This window comes from Vibrio sp. B7 (assembly GCF_963888765.1).
In the GTDB taxonomy this organism is placed as follows: domain Bacteria; phylum Pseudomonadota; class Gammaproteobacteria; order Enterobacterales; family Vibrionaceae; genus Vibrio; species Vibrio anguillarum.
This window is the reverse complement of record NZ_CAWPKR010000004.1, coordinates 41,459-64,311: the sequence shown is the minus strand read 5'-3', so window position 1 is coordinate 64,311 and position 22,853 is coordinate 41,459. Positions and strand designations below refer to the sequence as shown.

At 45.1% G+C, this 22,853-nt stretch carries 18 protein-coding genes; 5 read left to right on the top strand and 13 right to left on the bottom strand.

Translation table 11 applies throughout. The annotated features are described in order from the left end of the window. Positions 1–65: 65 nt before the first annotated feature. From yqiA to nudF, 4 genes are read right to left on the bottom strand one after another with little or no spacing between them, the layout of a single operon-like run. Positions 66–662 (bottom strand): esterase YqiA, encoded by a 597-nt coding sequence (gene yqiA, locus AACV32_RS02710; protein WP_013856059.1) that lies wholly within the window; start codon positions 660–662, stop codon positions 66–68. Then, positions 652–1,473 (bottom strand): 3',5'-cyclic-AMP phosphodiesterase, encoded by an 822-nt coding sequence (gene cpdA / locus AACV32_RS02705; protein ID WP_170895619.1) that lies wholly within the window; start codon positions 1,471–1,473, stop codon positions 652–654. Before cpdA ends, yqiA begins: the two co-directional genes overlap by 11 nt. A gap of 47 nt (positions 1,474–1,520) precedes the next feature. Then, positions 1,521–1,955, bottom strand: a complete 435-nt coding sequence (locus AACV32_RS02700; protein ID WP_017042669.1) for a DUF1249 family protein — start codon at positions 1,953–1,955, stop codon at positions 1,521–1,523. Then, the gene (nudF, locus tag AACV32_RS02695; protein WP_170895618.1) at positions 1,943–2,572 is read right to left on the bottom strand and encodes an ADP-ribose diphosphatase; all 630 of its coding nucleotides are present in this window, start codon (positions 2,570–2,572) and stop codon (positions 1,943–1,945) included. The genes AACV32_RS02700 and nudF overlap by 13 nt, the downstream gene beginning before the upstream one ends. 234 nt (positions 2,573–2,806) lie before the next feature. On the opposite strand from nudF, the gene tolC reads away from it, so the two are divergent. Further along, positions 2,807–4,114, top strand: a complete 1,308-nt coding sequence (tolC, locus tag AACV32_RS02690) for an outer membrane channel protein TolC (protein WP_170895617.1) — start codon at positions 2,807–2,809, stop codon at positions 4,112–4,114. Between the two features lie 85 nt (positions 4,115–4,199). On the opposite strand, the gene hldE is transcribed toward tolC, so the two are convergent. The 4 genes from hldE to AACV32_RS02670 all read right to left on the bottom strand — a co-directional run bounded on the left by hldE (position 4,200) and on the right by AACV32_RS02670 (position 11,828). Beyond that, positions 4,200–5,630, bottom strand: a complete 1,431-nt coding sequence (gene hldE / locus AACV32_RS02685; protein WP_017042672.1) for a bifunctional D-glycero-beta-D-manno-heptose-7-phosphate kinase/D-glycero-beta-D-manno-heptose 1-phosphate adenylyltransferase HldE — start codon at positions 5,628–5,630, stop codon at positions 4,200–4,202. A gap of 63 nt (positions 5,631–5,693) precedes the next feature. Then, on the bottom strand, positions 5,694–8,540 hold the full coding sequence (gene glnE, locus AACV32_RS02680; protein WP_170895616.1) for a bifunctional [glutamate--ammonia ligase]-adenylyl-L-tyrosine phosphorylase/[glutamate--ammonia-ligase] adenylyltransferase: 2,847 nt from the start codon (positions 8,538–8,540) through the stop codon (positions 5,694–5,696). Positions 8,541–8,666: 126 nt separating this feature from the next. Continuing rightward, positions 8,667–9,923 (bottom strand): methyl-accepting chemotaxis protein, encoded by a 1,257-nt coding sequence (locus tag AACV32_RS02675; protein WP_013856051.1) that lies wholly within the window; start codon positions 9,921–9,923, stop codon positions 8,667–8,669. Positions 9,924–10,304: 381 nt separating this feature from the next. Then, entirely contained in the window at positions 10,305–11,828 is a 1,524-nt protein-coding gene (locus AACV32_RS02670; protein ID WP_026028703.1) for a CYTH and CHAD domain-containing protein, read from the bottom strand. A gap of 204 nt (positions 11,829–12,032) precedes the next feature. On the opposite strand from AACV32_RS02670, the gene AACV32_RS02665 reads away from it, so the two are divergent. The 3 genes from AACV32_RS02665 to AACV32_RS02655 all read left to right on the top strand — a co-directional run bounded on the left by AACV32_RS02665 (position 12,033) and on the right by AACV32_RS02655 (position 14,884). Further along, positions 12,033–12,713 carry a TIGR00153 family protein gene (locus tag AACV32_RS02665; protein WP_013856047.1) on the top strand — a complete coding sequence of 227 codons (681 nt, stop codon included), beginning with the start codon at positions 12,033–12,035 and terminating at the stop codon, positions 12,711–12,713. 144 nt (positions 12,714–12,857) lie between these two features. Next, positions 12,858–14,117: an inorganic phosphate transporter gene (locus AACV32_RS02660; protein ID WP_026027278.1), complete on the top strand. Its 1,260-nt coding sequence runs from the start codon at positions 12,858–12,860 to the stop codon at positions 14,115–14,117. A gap of 158 nt (positions 14,118–14,275) precedes the next feature. Beyond that, positions 14,276–14,884 (top strand): TIGR04211 family SH3 domain-containing protein, encoded by a 609-nt coding sequence (locus AACV32_RS02655; RefSeq protein WP_026027944.1) that lies wholly within the window; start codon positions 14,276–14,278, stop codon positions 14,882–14,884. A gap of 62 nt (positions 14,885–14,946) precedes the next feature. Here AACV32_RS02655 and AACV32_RS02650 read toward each other — a convergent pair whose 3' ends face one another. Further along, on the bottom strand, positions 14,947–15,714 hold the full coding sequence (locus AACV32_RS02650) for a general secretion pathway protein GspB (RefSeq protein WP_170895615.1): 768 nt from the start codon (positions 15,712–15,714) through the stop codon (positions 14,947–14,949). Then, positions 15,714–17,312 carry an ExeA family protein gene (locus AACV32_RS02645; protein WP_170895614.1) on the bottom strand — a complete coding sequence of 533 codons (1,599 nt, stop codon included), beginning with the start codon at positions 17,310–17,312 and terminating at the stop codon, positions 15,714–15,716. Before AACV32_RS02645 ends, AACV32_RS02650 begins: the two co-directional genes overlap by 1 nt. Positions 17,313–17,400: 88 nt before the next feature. Between AACV32_RS02645 and AACV32_RS02640 the strand changes: the two genes are divergently transcribed. Beyond that, positions 17,401–18,612, top strand: coding sequence for a multifunctional CCA addition/repair protein (locus tag AACV32_RS02640; protein ID WP_170895613.1), 1,212 nt, complete (start codon positions 17,401–17,403; stop codon positions 18,610–18,612). 116 nt (positions 18,613–18,728) lie between these two features. Here the strand turns inward: AACV32_RS02640 and eno are convergent, their stop codons facing one another. The 3 genes from eno to mazG form a co-directional block, all read right to left on the bottom strand. After that, positions 18,729–20,030 (bottom strand): phosphopyruvate hydratase, encoded by a 1,302-nt coding sequence (gene eno, locus AACV32_RS02635; RefSeq protein ID WP_013856041.1) that lies wholly within the window; start codon positions 20,028–20,030, stop codon positions 18,729–18,731. Between the two features lie 79 nt (positions 20,031–20,109). Continuing rightward, positions 20,110–21,750: a CTP synthase gene (locus AACV32_RS02630; RefSeq protein WP_013856040.1), complete on the bottom strand. Its 1,641-nt coding sequence runs from the start codon at positions 21,748–21,750 to the stop codon at positions 20,110–20,112. A gap of 223 nt (positions 21,751–21,973) precedes the next feature. Then, positions 21,974–22,771: a nucleoside triphosphate pyrophosphohydrolase gene (gene mazG / locus AACV32_RS02625; protein WP_170895612.1), complete on the bottom strand. Its 798-nt coding sequence runs from the start codon at positions 22,769–22,771 to the stop codon at positions 21,974–21,976. Between the last annotated feature and the right edge of the window lie 82 nt (positions 22,772–22,853).

Below are 22,853 nucleotides of genomic sequence, written 5' to 3'. Positions count from 1 at the left end.
TTGCTTATGTCAAGCGAGATAAGTAAGTTACAGGTAAAATTATGACTCCCCCCTCAATGAATCGGTCAGAGATCTAGGAATTCGATGATTTGTCGCGGATATCGCTCAAAGTTCACAAAACTATGATCGCCGCCAAATTCAACCGTCTGTTTTGCTCCCGCCAATTTAGCGACGGCTTGACGGTAATCTAAGACTTCATCACCCATTTGTTGCAACAACCAAAATGACGTGACGTCATTAATTTTAACCTCTAATGCTTTGAGCTCTTCAATATGTTTCGCCTCTAGCCGATAGTGCTCTTGCGTGTAGGGGTTGACTTGTTCGCCTAAAAAATTGACCAATAATTCATACGGTTTGATTGCTGGGTTTATCACCACGGCACGAAAACCAAACAAATGGTTTAACCAAATAGACAAATACCCGCCTAATGAACTCCCCACCAGCGCAATACGATATTGATCTTGATGTTGATGAATAAGATCAAGTAGATATTCCGCAGCTTGCGCGGGAAAACTGGGTAACTTAGGCACCATCACTTTGATATCAGGACGCTGCATTTGGCAATACTTCACCATCACTTGTGCTTTGTGCGACAGCGGCGAGCTATTAAAGCCGTGAATATAAAGCAGCATAGGTTGACGAGTAGGCATCTCAGTATCCATTAGCGTTAAAATCCGGTTGGAATGCGCCGTTAGCTAAACGTTTGACTTGAGTTTCTATTTGACCATCAGCAGATAGCGTCAATTCACGCCATCCAGGGGAAGTACGATCCAAAGCAAAATCATCTGAATTGGGCTTAAATTGTACACAGGTCGAGGGAGTGGCCATCACTCGGACACCGTGATGGAGTTTATCCATATTTTGATGAACATGACCACACAGGACGGCTTTCACATTGCGATGTTGCGTGACGATATTCCAAAAAGCATCGCTGTCTTTAAGGCTATGTTGATCGAGCCAGGCGCTCCCCACCAATAGAGGATGATGATGCAGCACAATCAAGGTGTGTCGCTGATGGTGCGTCGATAATTTTTCGTCAAGTAAAGCCAATTGTTGATCGCTCAGCCGTCCATGCGGTACGCCCACAACTTGAGAATCGAGCATCACCATCTGCCAGTGTTCACCGAGTAATACATGCTCCGACTGTTGAATCTGCTCTGACGGGAATACGGCGCCCATATTAGGTTTAAAGTCGTGATTACCGGGAAGCCAAAAACAAGTTTTTTCTAATGAGGAAATACCACGAGAGAAACGAAGATAAGACTCAGCACTATGATCTTGCGAGATGTCGCCCGTGGCTAGAATTGCATTAAATTCAACACGTTGCGCGCAGATCTCTGCCACAACAGCATGAAAGCTATCTACCGTATTAACACTCAACAGGCTGCCATCATCCGGCGCAAACAGATGCGTATCGGTAATTTGTAGCAGCTTGATGCTGTCTGAATTGTCTAGAGTTGGCGACACGTTCAAAATTTATTAATCCAAATTGAATGACTAATTTTCATCTATGACGAAGACTAAATTGGAGCTCGACTAATCCCGTGCTTTAAACAGAAAGTAAGCCAATCGCCTAAAAAGCGATTGATTTGCGCTTTCTCATCTTTTTGCATCATTTGTTCATTCGGGTAATCATAGCGAGCTTTGATCTGATTTATCCGCGCACTTGCACACACTTCGGAAACACGTGCATCGTGGTAAAGCCTGACAGACATCGACGGTAATGGAAATACTGAAACGTCATCACTCTGACAAATCTCCACTAAAGTTGTGTACTTTGTGACCTCTAGCACTTGTAATTGATAGGTCATTTGAGCAGCCTGATAACAGCGTAAGTCACCCACGCTCGGCTGACTTGGTAACAAAGCGTTCAATTTCGCGTAGTTAGTTTCGTACACACGCATTAGTTCCGATAAATCAACGTGATACGGTTTTTTCAATGCTAATTCTGCCATTGCAATTGTAACTGTTGATAGTTTAGCTCTAACCATTGTAAAGCGATAATTGAGGCACCATTCTCAATTTGGCCGTTTTTCACTAAGCGGTAAGCCTCTTCACGGCTCATGACATGAACTTTGATGTCTTCACCTTCATAGTCAAGCCCATGTACGCCTTTAGCTTGCGTTGCATCGATTTCACCAACAAAGACGTCGAGTAATTCAGAGCATCCGCCAGATGATGGATAATAAGAGCTAATTTTTTCGATTCGGTTCACTTCAATTCCCGCCTCTTCCATCGCCTCTCGACGAATAACCTGCTCGGACGTTTCATTAGGGTCGATGACTCCAGCAATAATCTCCAGTTGCCAAGGATGGGCGTGCTCTAGTGCTCCAACTCGAATTTGCTCTATAATCACGACTTCATCACGCACAGGATCATAAGGAAGCATAGCCGCAGCATGACCTCTTTCAAACATTTCTCTTTCAATCTCCTCACTCCATCCACCTTCAAACAACTTGTGTTTAAAGCGGTATTTCACCATGCGGAAAAAACCTTGGAACAGTGTTTCTTTTGAAATGACGTCCACATCTTGGGGCGTAAAAATGTTGTACTGTTTGTCAGACTGCTGCATTTGAAACCTCGCTCAGTGAATCTCATAGTTTAATCATGGAATTCATCCATCACCAAGGATATTGCTCAACTTTTTATATAAATTTTATATTTATTTTTAAACGAGCATCGAATTTTATTGCACAGATGGACAGTTATGTGTAAAAAAGTGCAAAGTTTCGAGTGAATTACCACCAATTTAAGTTAAACTCCTTAAAAGTAACCTTCTTACATATTAAGGCAGGGAATAGGACCAATGAAAAAACTGCTTCCACTATTCATCAGCGCAGCATTAGGCAGCCTGAGTTCTTCAGTATGCGCGGATACTCTTACTGAAATCTATAATCAAGCCAAAGAAAATGATCCTCAGCTACTGAGCTCTGCAGCTCAACGTGATGCTGCATTTGAAGCGGTAACATCTAGCCGTGGTGATCTGTTACCACAAATCAACCTGACTGCTGGTTACAATATCAACCGCAGCGATATTGATGCACGCGAAAGTGATAAGCTCACAGCAGGCATCAGTTTCTCTCAGCAGCTTTATCAACGTTCAAGTTGGGTTTCTTTAGACACGGCAGAAAAGAATGCACGCAAAGCGGATTCTGCCTATGCGGCCACCCAGCAGGGTCTGATTTTACGCGTTGCACAAGCCTATTTTGAAGTGCTTCGCGCCAAAGATAACTTGGCATTTGTCCGTGCAGAAAAAGCGGCAGTGGCTCGTCAATTAGAGCAAACGAAACAACGTTTTGAAGTCGGCCTTTCTGCAATTACTGACGTGCATGACGCACAAGCGCAATACGACGGCGTGCTTGCTGATGAAGTTTTGGCAAAAAATAGCCTCACCAATAGTTATGAAACCTTGCGTGAAATTACCGGCCAAGAACATTCTGATTTAAGTGTGTTGGATACTAATCGTTTTTCAGCCAGCAAAACAACGCAGCCGATTGATGCTCTGCTTGAAGAAGCCCAACAGAAAAATCTCTCTTTGCTGACCGCTCGTATTGCTCAAGATGTCGCGAAAGATAATATTTCATTAGCAAGTTCAGGGCACTTACCCTCACTGACTCTTGATGGCGGCTACAAGTACGGCGATGAAAGTAATAATAACAGCGGCTCTAAAGGGGATTATAACGATTTTAATGTCGGTATTAACCTTGCGGTGCCATTGTACACTGGTGGAAAAACCACTTCGCAAACCAAACAAGCTGAATTTGCGTACGTTGCTGCAAGCCAAGATTTAGAAAAAACGTATCGCAGCGTTGTGAAAGATGTACGCGCATTTAACAACAACATCAATGCCTCTATTGGCGCTTTACGTGCTTATGAGCAGTCAGTTATTTCAGCGAAATCAGCACTGGAAGCGACCGAAGCAGGGTTTGATGTCGGTACGCGAACTATTGTTGATGTACTTGATTCAACGCGCCGTCTCTACGATGCGAATAAAAATCTCTCTAACGCACGTTATGACTATGTGCTGAGCGTACTGCAATTGCGTCAAGCAGTAGGCACCTTGAGTGAGCAAGATATTTTAGATATCAACGCTGGCTTAAAAGCAGACAGCTAAAAAAGTAAAAGCCGCTGACAATTCAGCGGCTTTTTTGTCGTGATTGGCTCATTTTATACAAAATGCCAAAGGATACGGCGCGATGTTAGCCTCTACCGCCTTTAATCGCTTCAATAATTTCTGTGGTTGAGCAACCATCTTCAAAGTTCAACACTTTGACTTCTCCACCCGCAGCAATCACTTCTTCACCACCGGCGATATCTTCAGGTTTATAGTCACCACCTTTCACCAGTAAATTAGGTAGTACAGCCGCTATCAAACGCTGTGGCGTATCTTCAGAAAAAGGAACCACCCAATCGACAGCGCCCAATGCAGCCAGTACCGCCATGCGGCGATCTGTTGTATTGACTGGGCGACCTGGGCCTTTCAAACGCTTAACCGACTCATCCGTGTTAACAGCAACAATCAGGCGATCGCCCAATTTGGCTGCGTGGTTAAGATAAGAAACATGTCCTGCATGCAAAATATCAAAGCAACCATTGGTCATCACCACCTTTTCGCCCTGAGCTTGAGCCACTTTTACCGCATCAATTAAGGCTTGTTCACTGATGACACCATAATCAGTATCTTTGCTACCGTGAACCGCTTCCGCTAGTTCAATGGTTGAAACGGTTGACGTGCCCAGTTTACCAACCACAACACCCGCCGCCGCATTGGCCAATGCGCACGCTTCATCAAGTGGTTTACCTGCCGCAACTGATGCTGCAAGCACTGAAATCACCGTATCTCCCGCGCCCGTTACGTCATACACTTCTTTGGCTAATGTTGGTAAATGGAATGGCTTCTGATTGCGTTGTAACAGTGTCATGCCATGTTCGCTGCGAGTCACCAATAGTGCGCCAAGATCAAACTGTTCAATCAAGGCAAAGCCTTTTTCTACTAGCTCTTGCTCTGTTTTTACTTTGCCTACGACCTGTTCAAATTCAGACATGTTAGGTGTGAGCAATGTTGCGCCACGATAACGTTCGAAATCGGCTCCTTTAGGATCGATAAAAACGGGAACGTTGGCTGCACGTGCTTTTTGGATCAATTGCTGCACATGCTCTAATGCGCCTTTGGCGTAATCGGACAAGATCACCGCTTTTACTTTCGGTAACGCCAGCTCCATGCGAGATAAAATCAGTTCTGGATCGGTGTTCTCAAACTTATCTTCGAAATCCAAACGGATCAGTTGCTGGCCTCGGCTTAGCACGCGTAATTTTGTAATGGTTGGATAATTTGGCAGAGCAACAAAATCACAACTCACTTTCAACGCTGTTAACGTTTCAGTCAGAACGTTAGCTGGCTCATCCACGCCAGTTAAACCAACAATATGCGCATGACCGCCCAGCGAAGCAATGTTCATTGCAACGTTTGCCGCGCCGCCTGGACGTTCTTCGCTATTCTCTACTTTTACTACAGGAACGGGGGCTTCTGGTGAGATGCGACCGGTTGGACCATACCAGTAGCGATCAAGCATCACATCGCCAATAATCAATACACCTGCATCATTGTAGTCAGGTAGGATTGGTTTCATTGTGGATCTCCAATTTTTGTTATTGCGCTGAGTGTAACACAGCTCATTGAGTCTCTAAAACACTCAACCTAGCCACTGCTGCCAAGCGTTTGTGACTCGTTTTCGCAGGTCAACAAACTTACTTTCGTCAATATCCGCATCCAAGTTAAGCAAGTTTCGATGATGGATCTGATTGCGCATCGAAGTATAGGCATCGGTGAGAGCCTGCGCTTGTTCTTTGTCCATCACACCTTGGTTCAGTAGTGACTCAAAAATGCGTACGTTGTCTGACCAAAACGTCAATTTTGGCTTTTCATGGCTAAAACGCAGCACTAGATATTGAGCTAAAAACTCAATATCAGTGATGCCACCAGCATCTTGTTTAAGCATAAAACGGCCACTTTTCTTTCCCCCCAAATGATCGCGCATTTTTATCCGCATCGCGACTACATCATGCTTGAGCTTGGTTTCATCTCTTGCCAATGACAAAATCTCATGGCGGGTGCGATGGAAAGCCTGTTGCAGTGGCTCATCACCATAAATCATTCGAGCTCGAACTAAGGCTTGGTGTTCCCACGTCCACGCTTCATTGCGCTGGTATTCATCAAACGCTTCAGCGGGGCTAACTAACAAACCGGACGCTCCAGACGGGCGCAAACGAGTATCAACTTCATACAAAATACCAGAAGCGGTACGAGTAGCAAAAATGTGGATCACGCGCTGGGCTAAGCGCAAATAAAACTGACGGCCATCAATCTCTTTTGCGCCATCAGTGTAACAATCCACTGGGCAGTCATGGAGAAACACGATATCAAGATCAGAATTGTAGCCCAACTCCCAGCCCCCCACTTTGCCATAACCAACAACTGCAAACCCTTTACCATCCCTCTCTTTTAAATGAGTGGGTTGGCCGTATTTTGCACTGACTTGCTGCCAAGCTTGGTTGATCACCGCTTCAACGATGGCTTCAGCAAGGTAAGTTAAGTGATCGCTCACTTTCATCACAGGCAACGCACCAGCAATATCAGCAGCAGCAATACGCAAAATGCAGATCTGCTTAAATTGGCGTAATCCTTCCATTTGCTGCTCCATATCCTCTTCGGGAATACGAGCAAGAAAATCACGCAGTTCAGTTTTATAAGCGGACAACTCCATTGGATTATAGAGATGCTGCGGGTCGATAAGTTCATCGAGTAAAATAGGGTAACGACTAAGCTGTTCCGAAATCATCGGGCTTGCGGTGCATAAACGCACCAGTTGCGTCAATGCCGCAGGGTGTTCATCTAGCAGCTCAAGGTAAGTGGTTCGAGTCACAATTTTGTACATCAAATGCAGCACACGAGGTAAGCCAAACTGCGCATCTGGGTGAATGAAAATCGCTTGGAACAGTTTTGGCATCAACCGGTTTAATACATCTCGTCCGCGTGGGCCCAGCGTTTTTTTCGCCAAATCCTCTTTAAATTGGATCAATACATGCACCATGCCGGCAGGATCATCACAGGTAAGCTCTTGTTGAAAAATCGTTTCAAGCACATCTGGCTTGTGCGCCATATCCCACAGCTCGTGAAAATGTTTAGCAACGCACTGGTCATCTTCTTCTTCATCATCGCCAATCAGAGTTGCAAATACTTGATGTACTTTGGTCATGTGTTGATGCGTTTCGTGAAGCAGCGTTACCCAGTCAGTGCATTGCATTGCAACGGCTAAGCGAAGTTGATCCAGTTCATTGTCTGGCAAGGTTTGCGTCTGCTTGTCGGCCATCGCTTGCCATAGGTTTTCAAGGCGACGTAAAAACAGATAAGCTTGTCGTAAATCGGCCACTTCTTGCGGTTTGAGCAGGGCAAGTTCTTCTATTGCAACCAGTGTTTCTAATAGTCCACGCTGACGTAAACTGGGTTCTCGTCCACCACGAATTAACTGAAATACTTGTGCGATGAATTCAATTTCGCGGATCCCGCCTGCGCCTAATTTGATGTTGTTATGCAGCCCTCGACGTCTCACTTCGCTGCTGATCATCGATTTCATACGGCGCAGAGATTGAATGGCGCTAAAATCGATGTAGCGGCGGAACACAAATGGTCGCAGCATTTGACGCAACTCTTGGTACTGCGAATACATTTCCCGCCCCATTACTCGAGCTTTGATCATCGCATAACGCTCCCAATCACGCCCTTGCTCTTGGTAATAATCTTCGAGCGCCGCATAGCTCATCACCAGTGGGCCACTTTCACCAAAAGGACGCAAACGCATATCAACTCGGTAGCAAAAACCGTCAAAGGTATGTTGATCCAACGCTTTAATGATTCGCTGGCCTAAACGGGTAAAAAATTGCGCATTCGCGATGCTGCGGCGAGCGCCTTGTGTTTCACCGTTTTCAGGATAAGTAAAGATGAGGTCGATATCCGACGAGAAGTTCAACTCACCGCCACCTAACTTGCCCATACCGATGATCAGCATAGGTTGTGCTTCACCTTGGTCGTTAGTTGGCGTTCCCCACTCGAAGCAGCAAACAGCGTACTGCCACTGGTAAGTCTCAAAAATGAGTGCTTCCGCCAGTGCTGAAAGATGTGCAAGGCTCTCTTCTAACGTCCAACTGGCGGTGAAATCTCGCCAAGCGATGTACACCATTTCACGGTTACGAAACTGACGCAAAATACGATGCCCTGACATTTCATCTTTGCACTCTTCTAGCTGTATAGCGAGATCGTCTCGGTAATGATCTAGCCTTGACTCTCCCGCCAACATTTCCGGTAATTGCATACACAACCATTCATCTCGCAATAATGCTTCATTGATAAACTGGCTCATCCCGACCACATACAACAGCTGTTTTCTCAATGGCTCGGACCACTGTGCAATGCTCGGTTGTTGCTCTAGCAAATGTTGATAGGTGGTGTGCGCAAAAGCGTGAAGTGATGAAGGCAGTAACATGAGACATCCTTGTGAATTGAGACCAATGCAGTCGCTAGAAGGCTATTTATAGCAAACTTATATCAATAAAAAACGCCCAACAACAAGAATTGTGGGCGTTGATTGAAGGATCGAATTTCTACAGAGTTAGACTTTGAACATCGTGATTTTCCGATCTAACTCTTCGGCGTTGCTTTGCATGATCTCTGATGTTTCAAGCAACTCACCAACCACTGTTACTGAGGCTTCAACAAGCTCCCTCACATTGGTTAGATTTTGGTCCATTTCCTGAGCCACGCTAGTTTGCTGCCCAGCGGCCGTTGCGATTTGGATATTCATGTCATTGATCCGTTGCACTTGATTCACAATACCATCTAATTCAGTGCCCGCATTCGTAACCAGCTCAACTCCTTCAGCCGCTTCAACTACACTTTTTTCCATTAAATCAACGGCTGAATTGGCACTATTTTGTAATTGAGAAATCATCTCTTGGATCTCAATCGTCGCTTTTTGGGTGCGCTGCGCTAAGTTACGCACTTCATCGGCCACCACCGCAAAACCACGCCCAGCTTCACCAGCCCGAGCCGCTTCAATGGCAGCATTGAGCGCGAGTAGGTTGGTTTGCTCGGAAATACTTTGGATGGTTCCAACAACACTGCCAATCGCAACCACTCGTTCTTCAACTTGGTTGACGGCTTGCGCTGATGCCGCGATATCCTTCGATAGCTCACTCATCTTAGTGATGGTGCCTTTGACAAAACGCTGACCAGTTTCGGCTTGACCTGACGCTTGCTCAGTTAGTGCTGATGCATTTTGTGCATGCTCTGCGACCGTTTGCACCGTGGATGTCATTTCACTCATGGCGGTGGCCAATTGGTCAATTTCGTTAAACTCTTCTTGAGCCGAATCTTTGGTTTCTGACATGCTGATGGTCATGACTTCAGTAAGTGACGAAAGCTCTTGTGAGGCATCCACTTGCATCTTAATGACGTCTTGCAACTGACGGCGGGTTTTCTCAAGCTCTCGCGCAACGTCGCCGTACTCATCTTTACATTCCATATTAATCGGTGTGGAAAGATCACGACTTGCCATCAACTTAATTGAATCACTTAAATATTGTGTTTGGCGTAGCATGACTTTGGCTGCGGCGAGTAAAAGCACAACAAAAACGATGATCATGAATGCCGTTTGCCATACTACTTGAGTCAAATAAGCATCATAGTGTTGCTGAGCGATTTCGGTATTCTGAGTTGCTGCAAGCAGTGATTCGTAAAAAGTACGAGCATCCCAAAGCTGCTTTGCGATGATCAATACTGTACTAAACACCATCAGCATAACCATTTTAGGAACGAGACGAATATCAGTAATCAAACGTTCCCATGGCTTAAATGCCATTGTTGCCATTGTCAGTTCTCCACTATGTCTTATATGTTGAAATTTCGGTAAGTAAGCAAACTCAAAAACTAAAAAGCTATTTATTTTGAGCTTCGTATGAAAAAAGATGATATCAAAGATGAGACAAATCCAATGTGTTTATTGTTGCTGATCCACTCACTCATGGCATTATTTGTGATCTCAGGCTTGTTGTTCATCCCTGTCAATCATGATACCTGTTAGGTTTCTATCGACCCTGATTTTTTGAACTGTAGTCGTTTCGTTGTGCAACCTGTTGGAGATTTGATCTCATCCACAAATCAATTGCAATTAATGAAACTAAATGAGCAGAGATATAAAAAAAGAGACACCGCAGTATCTCTTTTTCATTTTGGCTGTGAGCCATGTTGATTAGCGACTTTTACGCCAATAAGGCTCGGCTTCAATGCCAATTTGTCGCGTCTGCTCCATCGCATGAACAATGGAGTTTTGTTGGCGAATCAACCATCGCTTGAGTTGTTCTTGTTCGTCTTCTTGCAACTTGTCGATCAAATTCTCTAGCGGCTTGAGCATTAATAAATCATCTATTCCTTGCAGTAAATCAGCCCAAGGGAGACGGAAGTTTTTGCGTTCTTCAATATCATAAAGGCTCGCAAAACCAATGCCAGTGTAGAGATTACGCATTAAACGATACTGCTGATCAATATACTCTTGAGGGCTTAGCTCAACTTTAGGAGGAAAAGCTTCCATTAACTCGGCCCATGTGCGATCCAACTGCTTCACCGAAAACGAACCGACGTTACGCGCCATTTTTTCTCTGGCTTTATCGTCCAAGAAGGGTTGCCATCCACGGCTCAAAATCCAACGACTGAGATCAAGCAGTAACCCAGTATAACGCGCCGAACTGAGCAGCTTTAAGTTTTCTTCCCGAGTGGGTAGTGCCTCTTGCTGCTCTTTTAACTCGGCGATGATAAATTTACGAGCGTCCAGTTTACGCAGTGCGTGGCCTTTATCTTCAAGCAGGTTTGTTAGGTAGTCATGAGTTTTTAACCACGATAACTCTTGCTCCAACCATTTCAATTCCTGACGTAAAATAGCGCTGGCGCGACGTGGCACAATGCCGCCATAAATGCTCAAGATCTGACGTAAAAAACTAGTGGCGTGGCTTATCTCATGTAACGCCGGAATTGAATCGCGCTCGGTGTAGATCTGTTCATGGTGATGCCAATGGGATAATGCATGCTCTAGCGAGTGAATAAAACACTCTTCCACGCTGTCAGTACTGACTGTATTGACCAAGGTTAAGGCGTGAACTTCATCACCTTGATAACCAGACGCAAGACGATAGCCTCGCGCCGCTTTACTCAAGTTACCCAGACGCATACCACCGTGCTCACAAAACTGGCGAGCTAACGTAAACAAGGCATCCGTTTGCCCCGATTTCAACTCCAGCTCCACTTCGCAGATAGGTTCTTGTTTTTCACCTGCAACAACAAAACCTTGATCGAAAGCCACTTCAACTTGGCTGCCATCGGCCATGCCAATCAGCCACTGCTCGCGTGTGAAGTTGGTCGAAAATAGAGGCATCAGTTCAGATTGTAAGGTCGTAATATCTTTACCTTGTGGCCAGATATCTTCCGGATGAAGCGTCAAGTTCGGTTCATTGCTGTTGTGCTCAGCATTGTATTCTGGTCTTTGGTGCAACCCTGCAACGACTCGACCCGCCGTTTTAACAGTTTGAACATACACATCATCAAAGCGACGAATACGAAGCCCTGTGTCGTGTTGACGCAACCAGTTGTCAGGTGTATCGAAGTAAGTGTTCCCTAACGCTCGACAACTGTGCTGAAGTACTTTGATTTCAGAGATCTTGTAACGCAAAATTTCCGAAAATTCTGGTGAAACAAAAAACTTCAGTTCTATCTCGGTTTCCATAACTAACCCTTTCAAAGCAGATAGCGAAAGAATATGGCCTAATGCACAGTGGGGCAAGTAACAAATATCACCGGAATGATGATCTAAAACAGTTTTAATGAGAGATTTAATGGGTTAACATGCGCGCCTTTATAGCCATCGCTCAACATTTCGCCATGAATGGTGTATGTTATTTTAAGGTTATATTTTTTAGGTTGAACGACCATGCCAGTAAATACAATTATGGGGTTATTTGCAAAGTCCCCTATAAAGCCTTTGCAGCGCCACGTTGTGTGTGTGAATGAATGTTGCTCTCACTTAGTCAATTTCTTTGAAGTTTGTTCAAAGGGTGACTGGGAGAAAGCAGGTGAAATTCGAGCCCAAATTTCTCATTTAGAGAAAGAAGCGGACGTACTCAAGCGTGAAATTCGTCTTAAACTACCACGCGGTTTATTTATGCCTGTCGATCGTACTGACATGCTAGAGCTGTTAACTCAGCAAGATAAACTGGCCAACCTTGCAAAAGATATTGCAGGCCGTGTCTACGGTCGTCAATTGATCATCCCAGAGCCTCTTCAAGAAAACTTCATTGCCTACGTAAAACGCTGCCTTGATGCAGCAAATCAAGCGCAAAAAGTGATCAATGAGCTCGATGAGTTATTGGAAACAGGATTTAAAGGTCGTGAAGTCACACTGGTGGCGGAAATGATCAATCAACTGGATGTGATTGAAGATGACACCGATGCGATGCAGGTTCGACTCCGCCAACAATTAATGGCTATTGAGTCGAAAATGAATCCGATCGATGTAATGTTCTTGTACAAAATTCTAGAATGGGTGGGCGGCATTGCCGATCAAGCTCAGCGCGTTGGCGCTCGTCTTGAACTAATGCTTTCTCGCTCTTAAATCAGTAAGTTAACCAAATAACGAAGAGCAAAACTTGATCCATCAGCTTAGGCGTTGATTATTTTCTCCGCTGATGGTTTTGACTCGCTTCGAGAAAATGAGTCCAGTTATGCTCCGCTTGTTATCAAAAGACTAGGTATTACGATGGATATCCTTGCGAACTACGGCACTGTCCTGATTCTTGTTGCAGCCGCTTTTGGCTTCATGATGGCGATTGGTATTGGTGCAAATGATGTTGCTAATGCAATGGGAACTTCAGTAGGCTCAAAAGCGCTAACCGTAAAACAAGCTATTATCATTGCGATGATTTTTGAATTCGCTGGTGCATATTTAGCGGGTGGTGAAGTAACCGAAACCATTCGTAACAGCGTCATCGAACCCGCACTTTTCGCTCACCAACCCGACGTTCTTGTTTATGGCATGATGTCTGCACTTCTCGCTGCCGGAACATGGTTATTGTTGGCTTCATACATGGGTTGGCCTGTATCAACGACTCACTCTATCATCGGCGCCATTATCGGATTTGCCTGCATATCTGTCGGCCCAGAAGCGGTTGATTGGGCCTCAGTAAAAGGCATCGTAGGCAGTTGGATTGTCACTCCAGTCATTTCTGGTTTGTTCGCCTACTTAATCTTCGTCAGTGCTCAACGATTGATTTTCGATACTGAAAATCCACTGATGAATGCCAAACGCTTTGTTCCTATTTATATGTTCATCACCACTATGGTGATCGCACTGGTTACCATCAAAAAAGGCCTTAAACATATAGGCTTACACTTGAGTACCGGTGAAGCATGGTTATGTTCTGCGGCGTTATCAGGCCTTGTTATGGTCGGTGGTTACTACTACATCAAGAGAAAATTTGCCAACCGCGAAGAAGACCATGGGTTTTCCGGTGTTGAGAGCATCTTTAGCGTATTGATGGTGATCACTGCGTGTGCAATGGCTTTTGCGCATGGTTCAAATGATGTAGCTAACGCGATTGGTCCTCTGTCTGCGGTGGTTTCAACTGTTGAAAGCTTGGGTGCTGTTAGTGCTAAAAGCTCAATTGCTTGGTGGATTTTGCCACTGGGTGGTTTTGGTATTGTGGTTGGCCTAGCTACCCTTGGTCACAAAGTGATGGCGACGGTCGGTACGGGTATCACTGAACTGACGCCAAGCCGTGGCTTTGCCGCTCAGTTGGCAACAGCGTCAACGGTCGTATTGGCATCAGGTACTGGCCTTCCAATCTCAACCACACAAACACTTGTTGGTGCGGTATTAGGGGTTGGTTTTGCTCGTGGAATTGCGGCATTGAATCTAGGTGTGGTGCGTAATATCGTTGCTTCATGGATTGTCACCTTGCCAGCAGGCGCTTTACTTGCGGTCATTTTCTTCTATGCCCTGCAAGCAATATTTGGCTAATACAATAAGTCAATAGATTGTAAGTGCAATGTCATTAATTGACTCAAACGCACAGAAAGGGAGGCTTAGCCTCCCTTCTTTGTTGCACCAATCAACGAAACTTCTTAATATTTGTCGAAAGCATTTTAATACCTCATTTGATAGCTAAAGGACTTATCGTGAAAAAACTGATCTGCATGGTTTTACTGACCATGTTGGCTGCGCCAACGTTTGCGCAAGACCGCTATATTGCGGACAAACTCTTTACTTATATGCATTCAGGTCCAAGTAACCAATTTCGCATTCTCGGTAGCATCGATGCAGGAGACAAAGTAAAGCTGCTTGATGTTAATAACGATACTGGTTATAGCCAAATTATCGATGAGAAAGGCCGCACGGGTTGGGTTGAAAGCCGTTTTGTCACTCGCCAAGAAAGCATGGCGATGCGTTTGCCGAAATTGGAGAGTGAGCTGGCCGAAGTGAAAAGTAAATTGGCCAATGCAAAGCAAAATGCAGACAGTGAAAAAGCCGGATTGGCCAATTCATTAGAGGCTCGCAATCAACAAATTTCAGAGTTAGAACAAAACTACAGTGATATCAGTAAGCAGCTCACTGATTCACAAACTGAAATTCGCGAACTGCGCGCTAAGCTGGATACTCAGAAAGAGGATCTACTGCTTAAATACTTTACTTATGGGGGCGGCGTAGCGGGTATTGGTCTGTTACTTGGACTAATTTTGCCACACATTATCCCACGCCGTAAGAAACACCCTTCTGGTTGGGCATAATCTCCCTAACAGACTGGATCTATCACTTGAAAAACGGTCACCAGAGAAAGGTGACCGTTTTTTTATCCTTTCCAATCATAAAGAGCTGGGATTTCAATCAATTCACCATCGAAACGTATCAAGGTTGATTGCGGATTGATCTCGACTAATTGCACGCCATTCACCACATCATCGCCTACCTTTCGCTCTACGCCATTAATTTTTACCCATCGTTTATCTGTGCGACTTGAATAAACGTGAGTCTGGAAATTCAGCGCTGGGATACGTCCTGAAAAGGTATCAAGATGTTCTGTGAGCAGAAGATGATCTTTTGACGTGTCTCCTACAAGTACGACTTGATCTTTGCCTTGAATCGCCAACTCGACTCGTTGTACCAATTCCGGGGATAATTGACTTAAGTCGAGATCATTAAGGCCAAACTCCTGATCTGCGTTTTTATCTCGCGGCTCACGAGTCGTCAACTGAGTATCATGTAAAGGAGTAAGTGGCTGCGTAGAGCTTGTCTCGGTAAGTGTTTTCACTCGTGGTGTATTGGTTTGTAACTCACCAAAGTCAGGGTATTCCAGAACTTGGTAAGCCCCCTCTTGTTGCACAACTTGTGGCGCATTGTGCTTCAATTGTTCTAGCTCATCGATTCGAGCTTGGTATGAATGATAAACAAGATAACCGCAACAGAGTAACGATGGAGCAAACAACACGGTAAGCGATGATTTCGAGCACCATGAAGATGGCAAGGATTGATTAAACACTGCCACATGAGAAGAGTGAGGTAAGCTTTTGCTCTGGTGGCTAAGCTCTGATTGCTCTAATGCTTTAAGCACTTGCGACATTATCCTTGCTCCTTAGTAATGAGAAGACGAGGTGCGTTGTGTTGAGTCAATAGCTCAAGCCGACTGATCGTGCGAGCCCCAGCAATACCATCGCTGTCCATTTTCTGCCAGCGCTGGAAAAACGCTACTTTGCGCTTTACCTCACCATCAAATTGTTGATGCCCTGTGGCTTGCTCTCCAAGTAACTGAGACAATTTTTGGTCAAGCAGTTCAACATCATCTCCTTGCATGCCCTGTTTCAACGTTCGGAGTAAATCGTGCTGCCAAATGTAGTGATATTCTCCTGTCCATACGTCATTGAGCTGACTTTGGTTAATTTGCACATGCTTTCCTGCCATTAACAATTGCACCTGCTCAGCATTGATCTGGTACAGCACCGCATAAGCTTGTGTTTGCTCCGCAGCTAAAGTAAGCACCACTGGCAAATTTAACTGCTTTAATTGGTTGAAATCACCCTGCATACGCTGACATTGAAAGCGTCCTTGTGCTTGAACATCACAAAAACTATCGGCCAAAGATGCACTGTAACCCCAAACTTTATAAAGATCGCTAATGGCCGCTTCCAATGCCTTCGAGCGTTCTAGATCTTGTTCCAATTGAGCACTGATCACCACTTGAGTGATCGGTTTAGGTAATTCAGGGGAAGGCAACGCAAAGCGCATCATGCGATCAATCCATGGCGGGCTAAACCACGCCATGAACACAGCTAACACTAAGCCCGCAATGAGAGGAGAGCGATACGATATTGAAGACGGTACGAGGCGAGCATGAGGCGACTGATAGACCGAGGACTGAAAATTCATGACCTCTTGACCCGCGGTACGCACTAATTCAAATGAGAGCGCTTTCACGCCCTGCTGATAGGCTAACTTGAAACTCGCATCGCACACTAAGTTAATTAAACGCGGAATACCGTGGGTCTGTTCTGCTATCCATTTGATACTTTTCTGATCAAACCAATCCTTGTGACCGCCAGCTAACGCTAAACGAAAGTGGATGTACTGCTCTGTCTCTTGAACATTGAGAGGCAGCAAGTGATAACGACCGGTAATACGTTGCGCAAGTTGGCGTAATTGAGGTAATTGCAATTTTTGTTGTAACTCGGGCTGACCAATCAGTAAAACCTTAAGTAACTTACGGCTCTCCGTTTCAAGGTTAGTCAGTAGTCGCAACTGTTCCAGTACATCGGCGGCCAGATGCTGCGCTTCATCTATCACTAATAGCGTCTGTTTCCCTTGCGCGTGGTTATGCAGTAAATGATGATAAATTACTTGGCTAAGCGCTTTTAAACTCCCTGAAGGTGGGTAAGACAGCGCAAACTCATCACAAATCGCTTCAAGCAACTCGATGTTCGAAAAAGTTGGATTTAAAATAAACCCCGCCTGAGTACTATCATCGAGTGCCGCAAGCATCGCTCTTGCGATGGTTGTTTTGCCAGTCCCCACTTCGCCAGTTAATAGCGCAAAACCACCACCATCACCCAGCCCTGCTTGTAAATGTTGCATCGCTTCACGATGACGATGGCTCAAAAATAGGTAACGAGAGCTCGGTACAATTGAAAATGGCGGCTCGGTAAATCCAAAAAATTCCTTATACATTCTCTCGTCTCTATCATTTCACTGTGATGAAAAGTACCATTACTAACATCAATCGCCAATGGCGTTTCAGCATATTTAAGGTAATCCGGTGCAAGTATACTTAGTTGGGGGCGCGGTACGCGATCAGTTGCTCCATATTGATATCTATGACAAAGATTGGGTTGTAGTAGGCAGCAGCCCAGAGCAAATGCTGGCCACTGGTTTTACTCCTGTAGGAAAAGATTTTCCCGTATTTCTTCACCCGAAAACGAAACAAGAGTATGCCCTTGCTCGCACTGAGCGCAAAACTGGCGCTGGCTACACAGGCTTTGCCTGCTACTACGCACCCGATGTGACTTTGGAAGAAGATCTCGCCCGCCGCGATCTGACTATTAACGCCATCGCACAAGATAACGCTGGTAAGCTTATTGACCCCTATGGCGGCCAGCGCGATCTGCACAATCGCCTACTGCGCCATGTTTCTGATGCCTTTATCGAAGATCCACTACGCGTCCTTCGCGTGGCTCGTTTTGCGGCCAAATTCGCACATTTAGATTTTACCATTGCCGATGAAACCATGGCACTGATGAAACAAATAACGCAATCAGGTGAGTTGCAACACTTAACCGCCGAGCGCGTATGGCAAGAGTGGCAGAAATCACTGGCCACTCAGCATCCAGAAATATTTCTTTCTGTTTTATATGAATGCGGTGCACTTAAAGTGGTATTACCCGAACTGGATCGCCTGTTTGGTGTTCCTCAACCGGAAAAATGGCATCCTGAAATTGATACCGGAGTACACACCTTGATGGTTGCAGCGCAAGCGGCGAAGCTCTCTTCATCGATAGCGGTTCGTTTTGCAGCGCAAGTGCATGACTTAGGCAAAGGAGTCACACCTAAAAGCGAATGGCCCAGCCATAAAATGCACTGTCACACAGGAATTAACATCATTAAAGCCTTGTGCGAGCGGGTGCGTATTCCAAATGAGTGTAAAGAGTTGGCACTACTCGTCTGCGAGCAGCACTCCAATATTCATCGAGCGGCAGAATTAAAACCCAGCACCAAACTCAAAATACTCGATAAACTCGATGCATGGCGCAAGCCTGAGCGCTTGCTGGACGTTTTACTTTGTTGTCAGGCCGATCATGCGGGTCGATTAGGTTGCGAAGAGACCCCTTATCCGCAACGCGATATTTTTCTCAAAGCCTATCAAGCCGCACTGAGTGTCGATGTACAACAGGTGATCTGTGATGGTTTTCAAGGGAAAGCGATCAAAGAAGAGCTGGATAAACGACGGATCGCAGCGATTAGCGCGGTGTAAATCTTTCCCTTCTTAACTCGCAATTCAAAATGCGAGTTGCGATAGCAGAAAAAACAAAACGCCCTGCATTGCAGGGCGTTCTTTAAAGTAATGATGCTAAGCTGTATCCCGTGGGATTAAGCTTGGCCTTTCACTTCTTTAAGACCGTTGAAAGGAGCACGGCCAGCTAGCGCTTCTTCAATACGGATTAGTTGGTTGTACTTAGCAACACGGTCAGAACGGCTCATAGAACCCGTTTTGATTTGACCTGCAGCTGTACCTACCGCTAGATCAGCGATAGTTGCATCTTCAGTTTCGCCAGAACGGTGAGAGATTACCGCTGTGTAACCAGCATCTTTAGCCATCTTAATTGCAGCTAGAGTCTCAGTTAGAGAACCGATTTGGTTGAACTTGATAAGGATTGAGTTAACGATACCTTTCTCAATACCTTCTTTAAGGATCTTAGTGTTAGTAACGAATAGATCGTCACCCACTAGCTGAATTTTGTCGCCTAGAAGTTCAGTTTGGTGTTTGAAACCAGTCCAATCAGACTCGTCCAAACCGTCTTCGATAGAAACGATTGGGAATTGCTCAACAAGGCCCGCTAGGTAGTGGTTGAACTCTTCTGAAGTGAACGTTTTGCCTTCACCTTTCATGTTGTAGATGCCAGCGTCTTTGTCGAAGAACTCAGATGCTGCACAGTCCATCGCTAGAGTGATGTCTTTGCCTAGCACGTAGCCAGCCGCTGCAACCGCTTCAGCAATAACTTCTAACGCTTCAGCGTTAGATTTTAGGTTAGGAGCGAAACCACCTTCGTCACCAACAGCAGTGTTGTAGCCTTTAGACTTCAGAACTTTAGCTAGGTTATGGAATACTTCTGCACCCATACGTACTGCTTCTTTAAGAGTTTTTGCGCCAACAGGCTGGATCATAAACTCTTGGATGTCTACGTTGTTATCTGCGTGCTCGCCACCGTTGATGATGTTCATCATTGGTAGAGGCATAGAGAATTGGCCAGCAGTACCATTTAGCTCAGCAATGTGCTCGTATAGAGGCATGCCTTTCGCAGCCGCAGCCGCTTTTGCGTTCGCTAGAGAAACTGCTAGGATTGCGTTCGCACCGAAGTTAGATTTGTTTTCAGTACCATCAAGGTCGATCATCACTTGGTCGATAGCTGCTTGATCTTTAGCATCTTTACCAACTAGAGCATCAGCAATTGGGCCGTTTACAGCTGCAATCGCTTTAAGAACACCTTTACCTAGGAAACGTGATTTGTCACCGTCACGTAGCTCAAGAGCTTCGCGAGAACCAGTAGATGCACCAGATGGCGCAGCTGCCATACCTACGAAACCGCCTTCTAGGTGAACTTCAGCTTCTACTGTTGGGTTACCACGTGAGTCGATGATTTCGCGACCTAGAACTTTAACGATCTTAGACATTAATGTTTCCTCTCGTTGAATTTAAATGTCAAAACTATAAAGGGCAGCAGCACAACAATTGCAACTGCCCGTATCCTTGTTACTTCTCTGATTCACCGCGTTGGAACTCACCTGCCGCTTTAATAAAGCCTGCAAATAGTGGGTGACCATCACGAGGGGTTGACGTGAATTCTGGGTGGAACTGAGCTGCTACAAACCATGGGTGAGCAGGGTTCTCAATCACTTCAACTAGCTTCTTATCAGCAGACAGACCTGATACTTTCAAGCCGGCTTTTTCGATCTGCGGACGAAGTTTATTATTAACTTCATAACGGTGACGATGACGTTCATGAATGGTTGCACTACCGTAAAGCTCATACGCTTTGGTGCCTTTCTCTAAGTGGCATAGCTGCGAACCAAGGCGCATAGTACCACCAAGATCAGACTTTTCAGTACGCTCTTCTACGTTACCTTCGTCATCTACCCATTCAGTGATCAAGCCTACCACAGGGTATTGAGTCTCTTTGTTAAATTCTGTTGAATGCGCACCTTTCATACCCGCAACATTACGTGCGTATTCGATCAGCGCCACTTGCATACCTAGACAAATCCCTAGGTAAGGAACTTTATTTTCGCGGGCATATTGCGCAGCAAGAATTTTGCCTTCGATACCGCGATCACCAAAACCGCCAGGTACTAGGATTGCGTCCAAACCAGTCAGCACTTCCGCACCTTTGGTTTCAACGTCTTGAGAATCGATGTATTTGATTTTCACGCTCAAACGGTTTTTCAAACCTGCGTGTTTCAGTGCTTCGTTAACCGATTTGTAAGCATCAGGCAATTCAATGTATTTACCGACCATCCCGATCACCACTTCAGCGGTTGGGTTAGCCTCTTCGTAAATCACTTGTTCCCATTCAGAAAGATCCGCTTCCGGTGCTTTAATACCAAAACGGTTACAAACGATATCATCCAAACCTTGAGCTTTGATCAGTTGAGGGATCTTGTAGATAGAATCAACATCTTTCATCGAGATAACGGCTTTTTCAGGCACGTTACAGAACAAAGCAATTTTCTTACGTTCGTTCGCTGGGATAACGCGATCGCTACGACAAACCAAAATATCAGGCTGAATGCCGATAGAAAGCAGCTCTTTAACTGAATGTTGAGTCGGTTTGGTTTTCACTTCACCAGCAGCGGCAAGGTAAGGAACTAAAGTCAGGTGCATAAACATCGCGTGTTCACGGCCCACTTCAATCGCAAGCTGACGAATCGCTTCCATAAATGGCAATGACTCGATATCACCAACGGTTCCGCCCACTTCAACGATAGCGACATCGTGACCTTCAGAGCCTGCGATAACGCGATCTTTAATCGCATTAGTGATGTGTGGAATAACCTGAATCGTTGCACCTAGGTAGTCACCACGGCGCTCTTTACGCAATACATCGGCATAAACACGACCAGCAGTAAAGTTATTGCGCTTGGTCATTTTGGTACGAATAAAACGTTCGTAGTGACCAAGGTCAAGGTCAGTTTCAGCGCCATCTTCCGTGACAAACACTTCACCATGTTGAGTTGGGCTCATTGTGCCTGGGTCAACGTTGATGTAAGGGTCAAGCTTCATCATAGTCACTTTAAGACCACGAGCTTCTAAAATCGCCGCAAGAGATGCTGCCGCAATACCTTTACCTAGAGAGGATACAACCCCGCCAGTAACAAAAATGTAATTTGTCGTCATGTTTAACCTGAAATTGGTTGAATGAGGGAAATGGATTTCTTCTGGACGGGATAAAAATATACCAGAAGCCCTTATTCGCTACAACGTGAAATCTATCACACTGTCATTTTTTATTTTTTGCTTCAAATCAAAGAGCACCGCTTGATATGGCTTATCACACCACTCAAATGAGTCAAATTTGTCTCAATGGGTGGGTTTTATTGTGGATTGCCAACACAGGGTATTACTTCGACTCCAAGCGCTTCACTTCATTCCACATCGCATCCAATTCTTCGAGAGAAAAATCGGTCAAGGTTTTGTGCTGACGTGCCACCAGCATTTCAATACCTTTAAATCGACGTGAAAACTTTCGATTTGCTTTATTTAACGCCACTTCTGGATCAATTTTTAAGTGCCGAGCAAAGTTAACGGTGGCAAATAATAGATCGCCCATTTCATCCTCTACTCGAACCGGATCAGGGTTAATTTGCAACGCCTCTTCCATGACTTCTTCGATCTCTTCTTGGACTTTATCAACCACTGGGCCGATAGAATCCCAATCAAAGCCATATTGGGCACACTTTTTTTGAATCTTTGTAGCACGTAAAAGAGACGGGAAAGCGTGTGGTATTGAGTCTAGAATACTTTGATCTTTTTTTCCTGATTGTACCTTTTCTTTGGCTTTTTCAGCTTCCCAATTGGCGTTGATTTGCGCTTCATCCTCAAACTTGGCACCCGAAAAAACATGAGGATGGCGGCGCGTAAGTTTTTCATTCACCGTTTCAACAACTTGCGAGAAATCAAACAACCCTTGCTCTTTCGCCATTTGACTATAAAAAATAACTTGAAACAGCAAGTCACCTAATTCTTCTTTGAGATTAGGCCAATCTTGGTTGTAGATCGCTTCCATCACTTCATAGGTCTCTTCGATTGTGTAAGGAACAACCGTGTCAAAAGTTTGCTTGATATCCCAAGGACAACCTGTTTTTGGGTCACGCAACTGTGCCATGATCTGTTCCAGTTGTTCGATTGGGTGGCTCATTTATCCGCTCCTTACATCAATATTTAAAATAAAAAAGCGAGCAGTCATTGCCACTCGCCTTTGAAAACCCAAGGCGCTTGCG

Bases quoted from the DNA above. Each gene is read 5' to 3' on its own strand.
- yqiA (WP_013856059.1), bottom strand. From the start codon at position 662: ATGGATACTGAGATGCCTACTCGTCAACCTATGCTGCTTTATATTCAC.
- AACV32_RS02700 (WP_017042669.1), bottom strand. From the start codon at position 1,955: ATGGCAGAATTAGCATTGAAAAAACCGTATCACGTTGATTTATCGGAA.
- nudF (WP_170895618.1), bottom strand. From the start codon at position 2,572: ATGCAGCAGTCTGACAAACAGTACAACATTTTTACGCCCCAAGATGTG.
- tolC (WP_170895617.1), top strand. From the start codon at position 2,807: ATGAAAAAACTGCTTCCACTATTCATCAGCGCAGCATTAGGCAGCCTG.
- hldE (WP_017042672.1), bottom strand. From the start codon at position 5,630: ATGAAACCAATCCTACCTGACTACAATGATGCAGGTGTATTGATTATT.
- glnE (WP_170895616.1), bottom strand. From the start codon at position 8,540: ATGTTACTGCCTTCATCACTTCACGCTTTTGCGCACACCACCTATCAA.
- AACV32_RS02675 (WP_013856051.1), bottom strand. From the start codon at position 9,923: ATGGCAACAATGGCATTTAAGCCATGGGAACGTTTGATTACTGATATT.
- AACV32_RS02670 (WP_026028703.1), bottom strand. From the start codon at position 11,828: ATGGAAACCGAGATAGAACTGAAGTTTTTTGTTTCACCAGAATTTTCG.
- AACV32_RS02665 (WP_013856047.1), top strand. From the start codon at position 12,033: ATGCCAGTAAATACAATTATGGGGTTATTTGCAAAGTCCCCTATAAAG.
- AACV32_RS02660 (WP_026027278.1), top strand. From the start codon at position 12,858: ATGGATATCCTTGCGAACTACGGCACTGTCCTGATTCTTGTTGCAGCC.
- AACV32_RS02650 (WP_170895615.1), bottom strand. From the start codon at position 15,714: ATGTCGCAAGTGCTTAAAGCATTAGAGCAATCAGAGCTTAGCCACCAG.
- AACV32_RS02645 (WP_170895614.1), bottom strand. From the start codon at position 17,312: ATGTATAAGGAATTTTTTGGATTTACCGAGCCGCCATTTTCAATTGTA.
- eno (WP_013856041.1), bottom strand. From the start codon at position 20,030: ATGTCTAAGATCGTTAAAGTTCTAGGTCGCGAAATCATCGACTCACGT.
- AACV32_RS02630 (WP_013856040.1), bottom strand. From the start codon at position 21,750: ATGACGACAAATTACATTTTTGTTACTGGCGGGGTTGTATCCTCTCTA.
- mazG (WP_170895612.1), bottom strand. From the start codon at position 22,771: ATGAGCCACCCAATCGAACAACTGGAACAGATCATGGCACAGTTGCGT.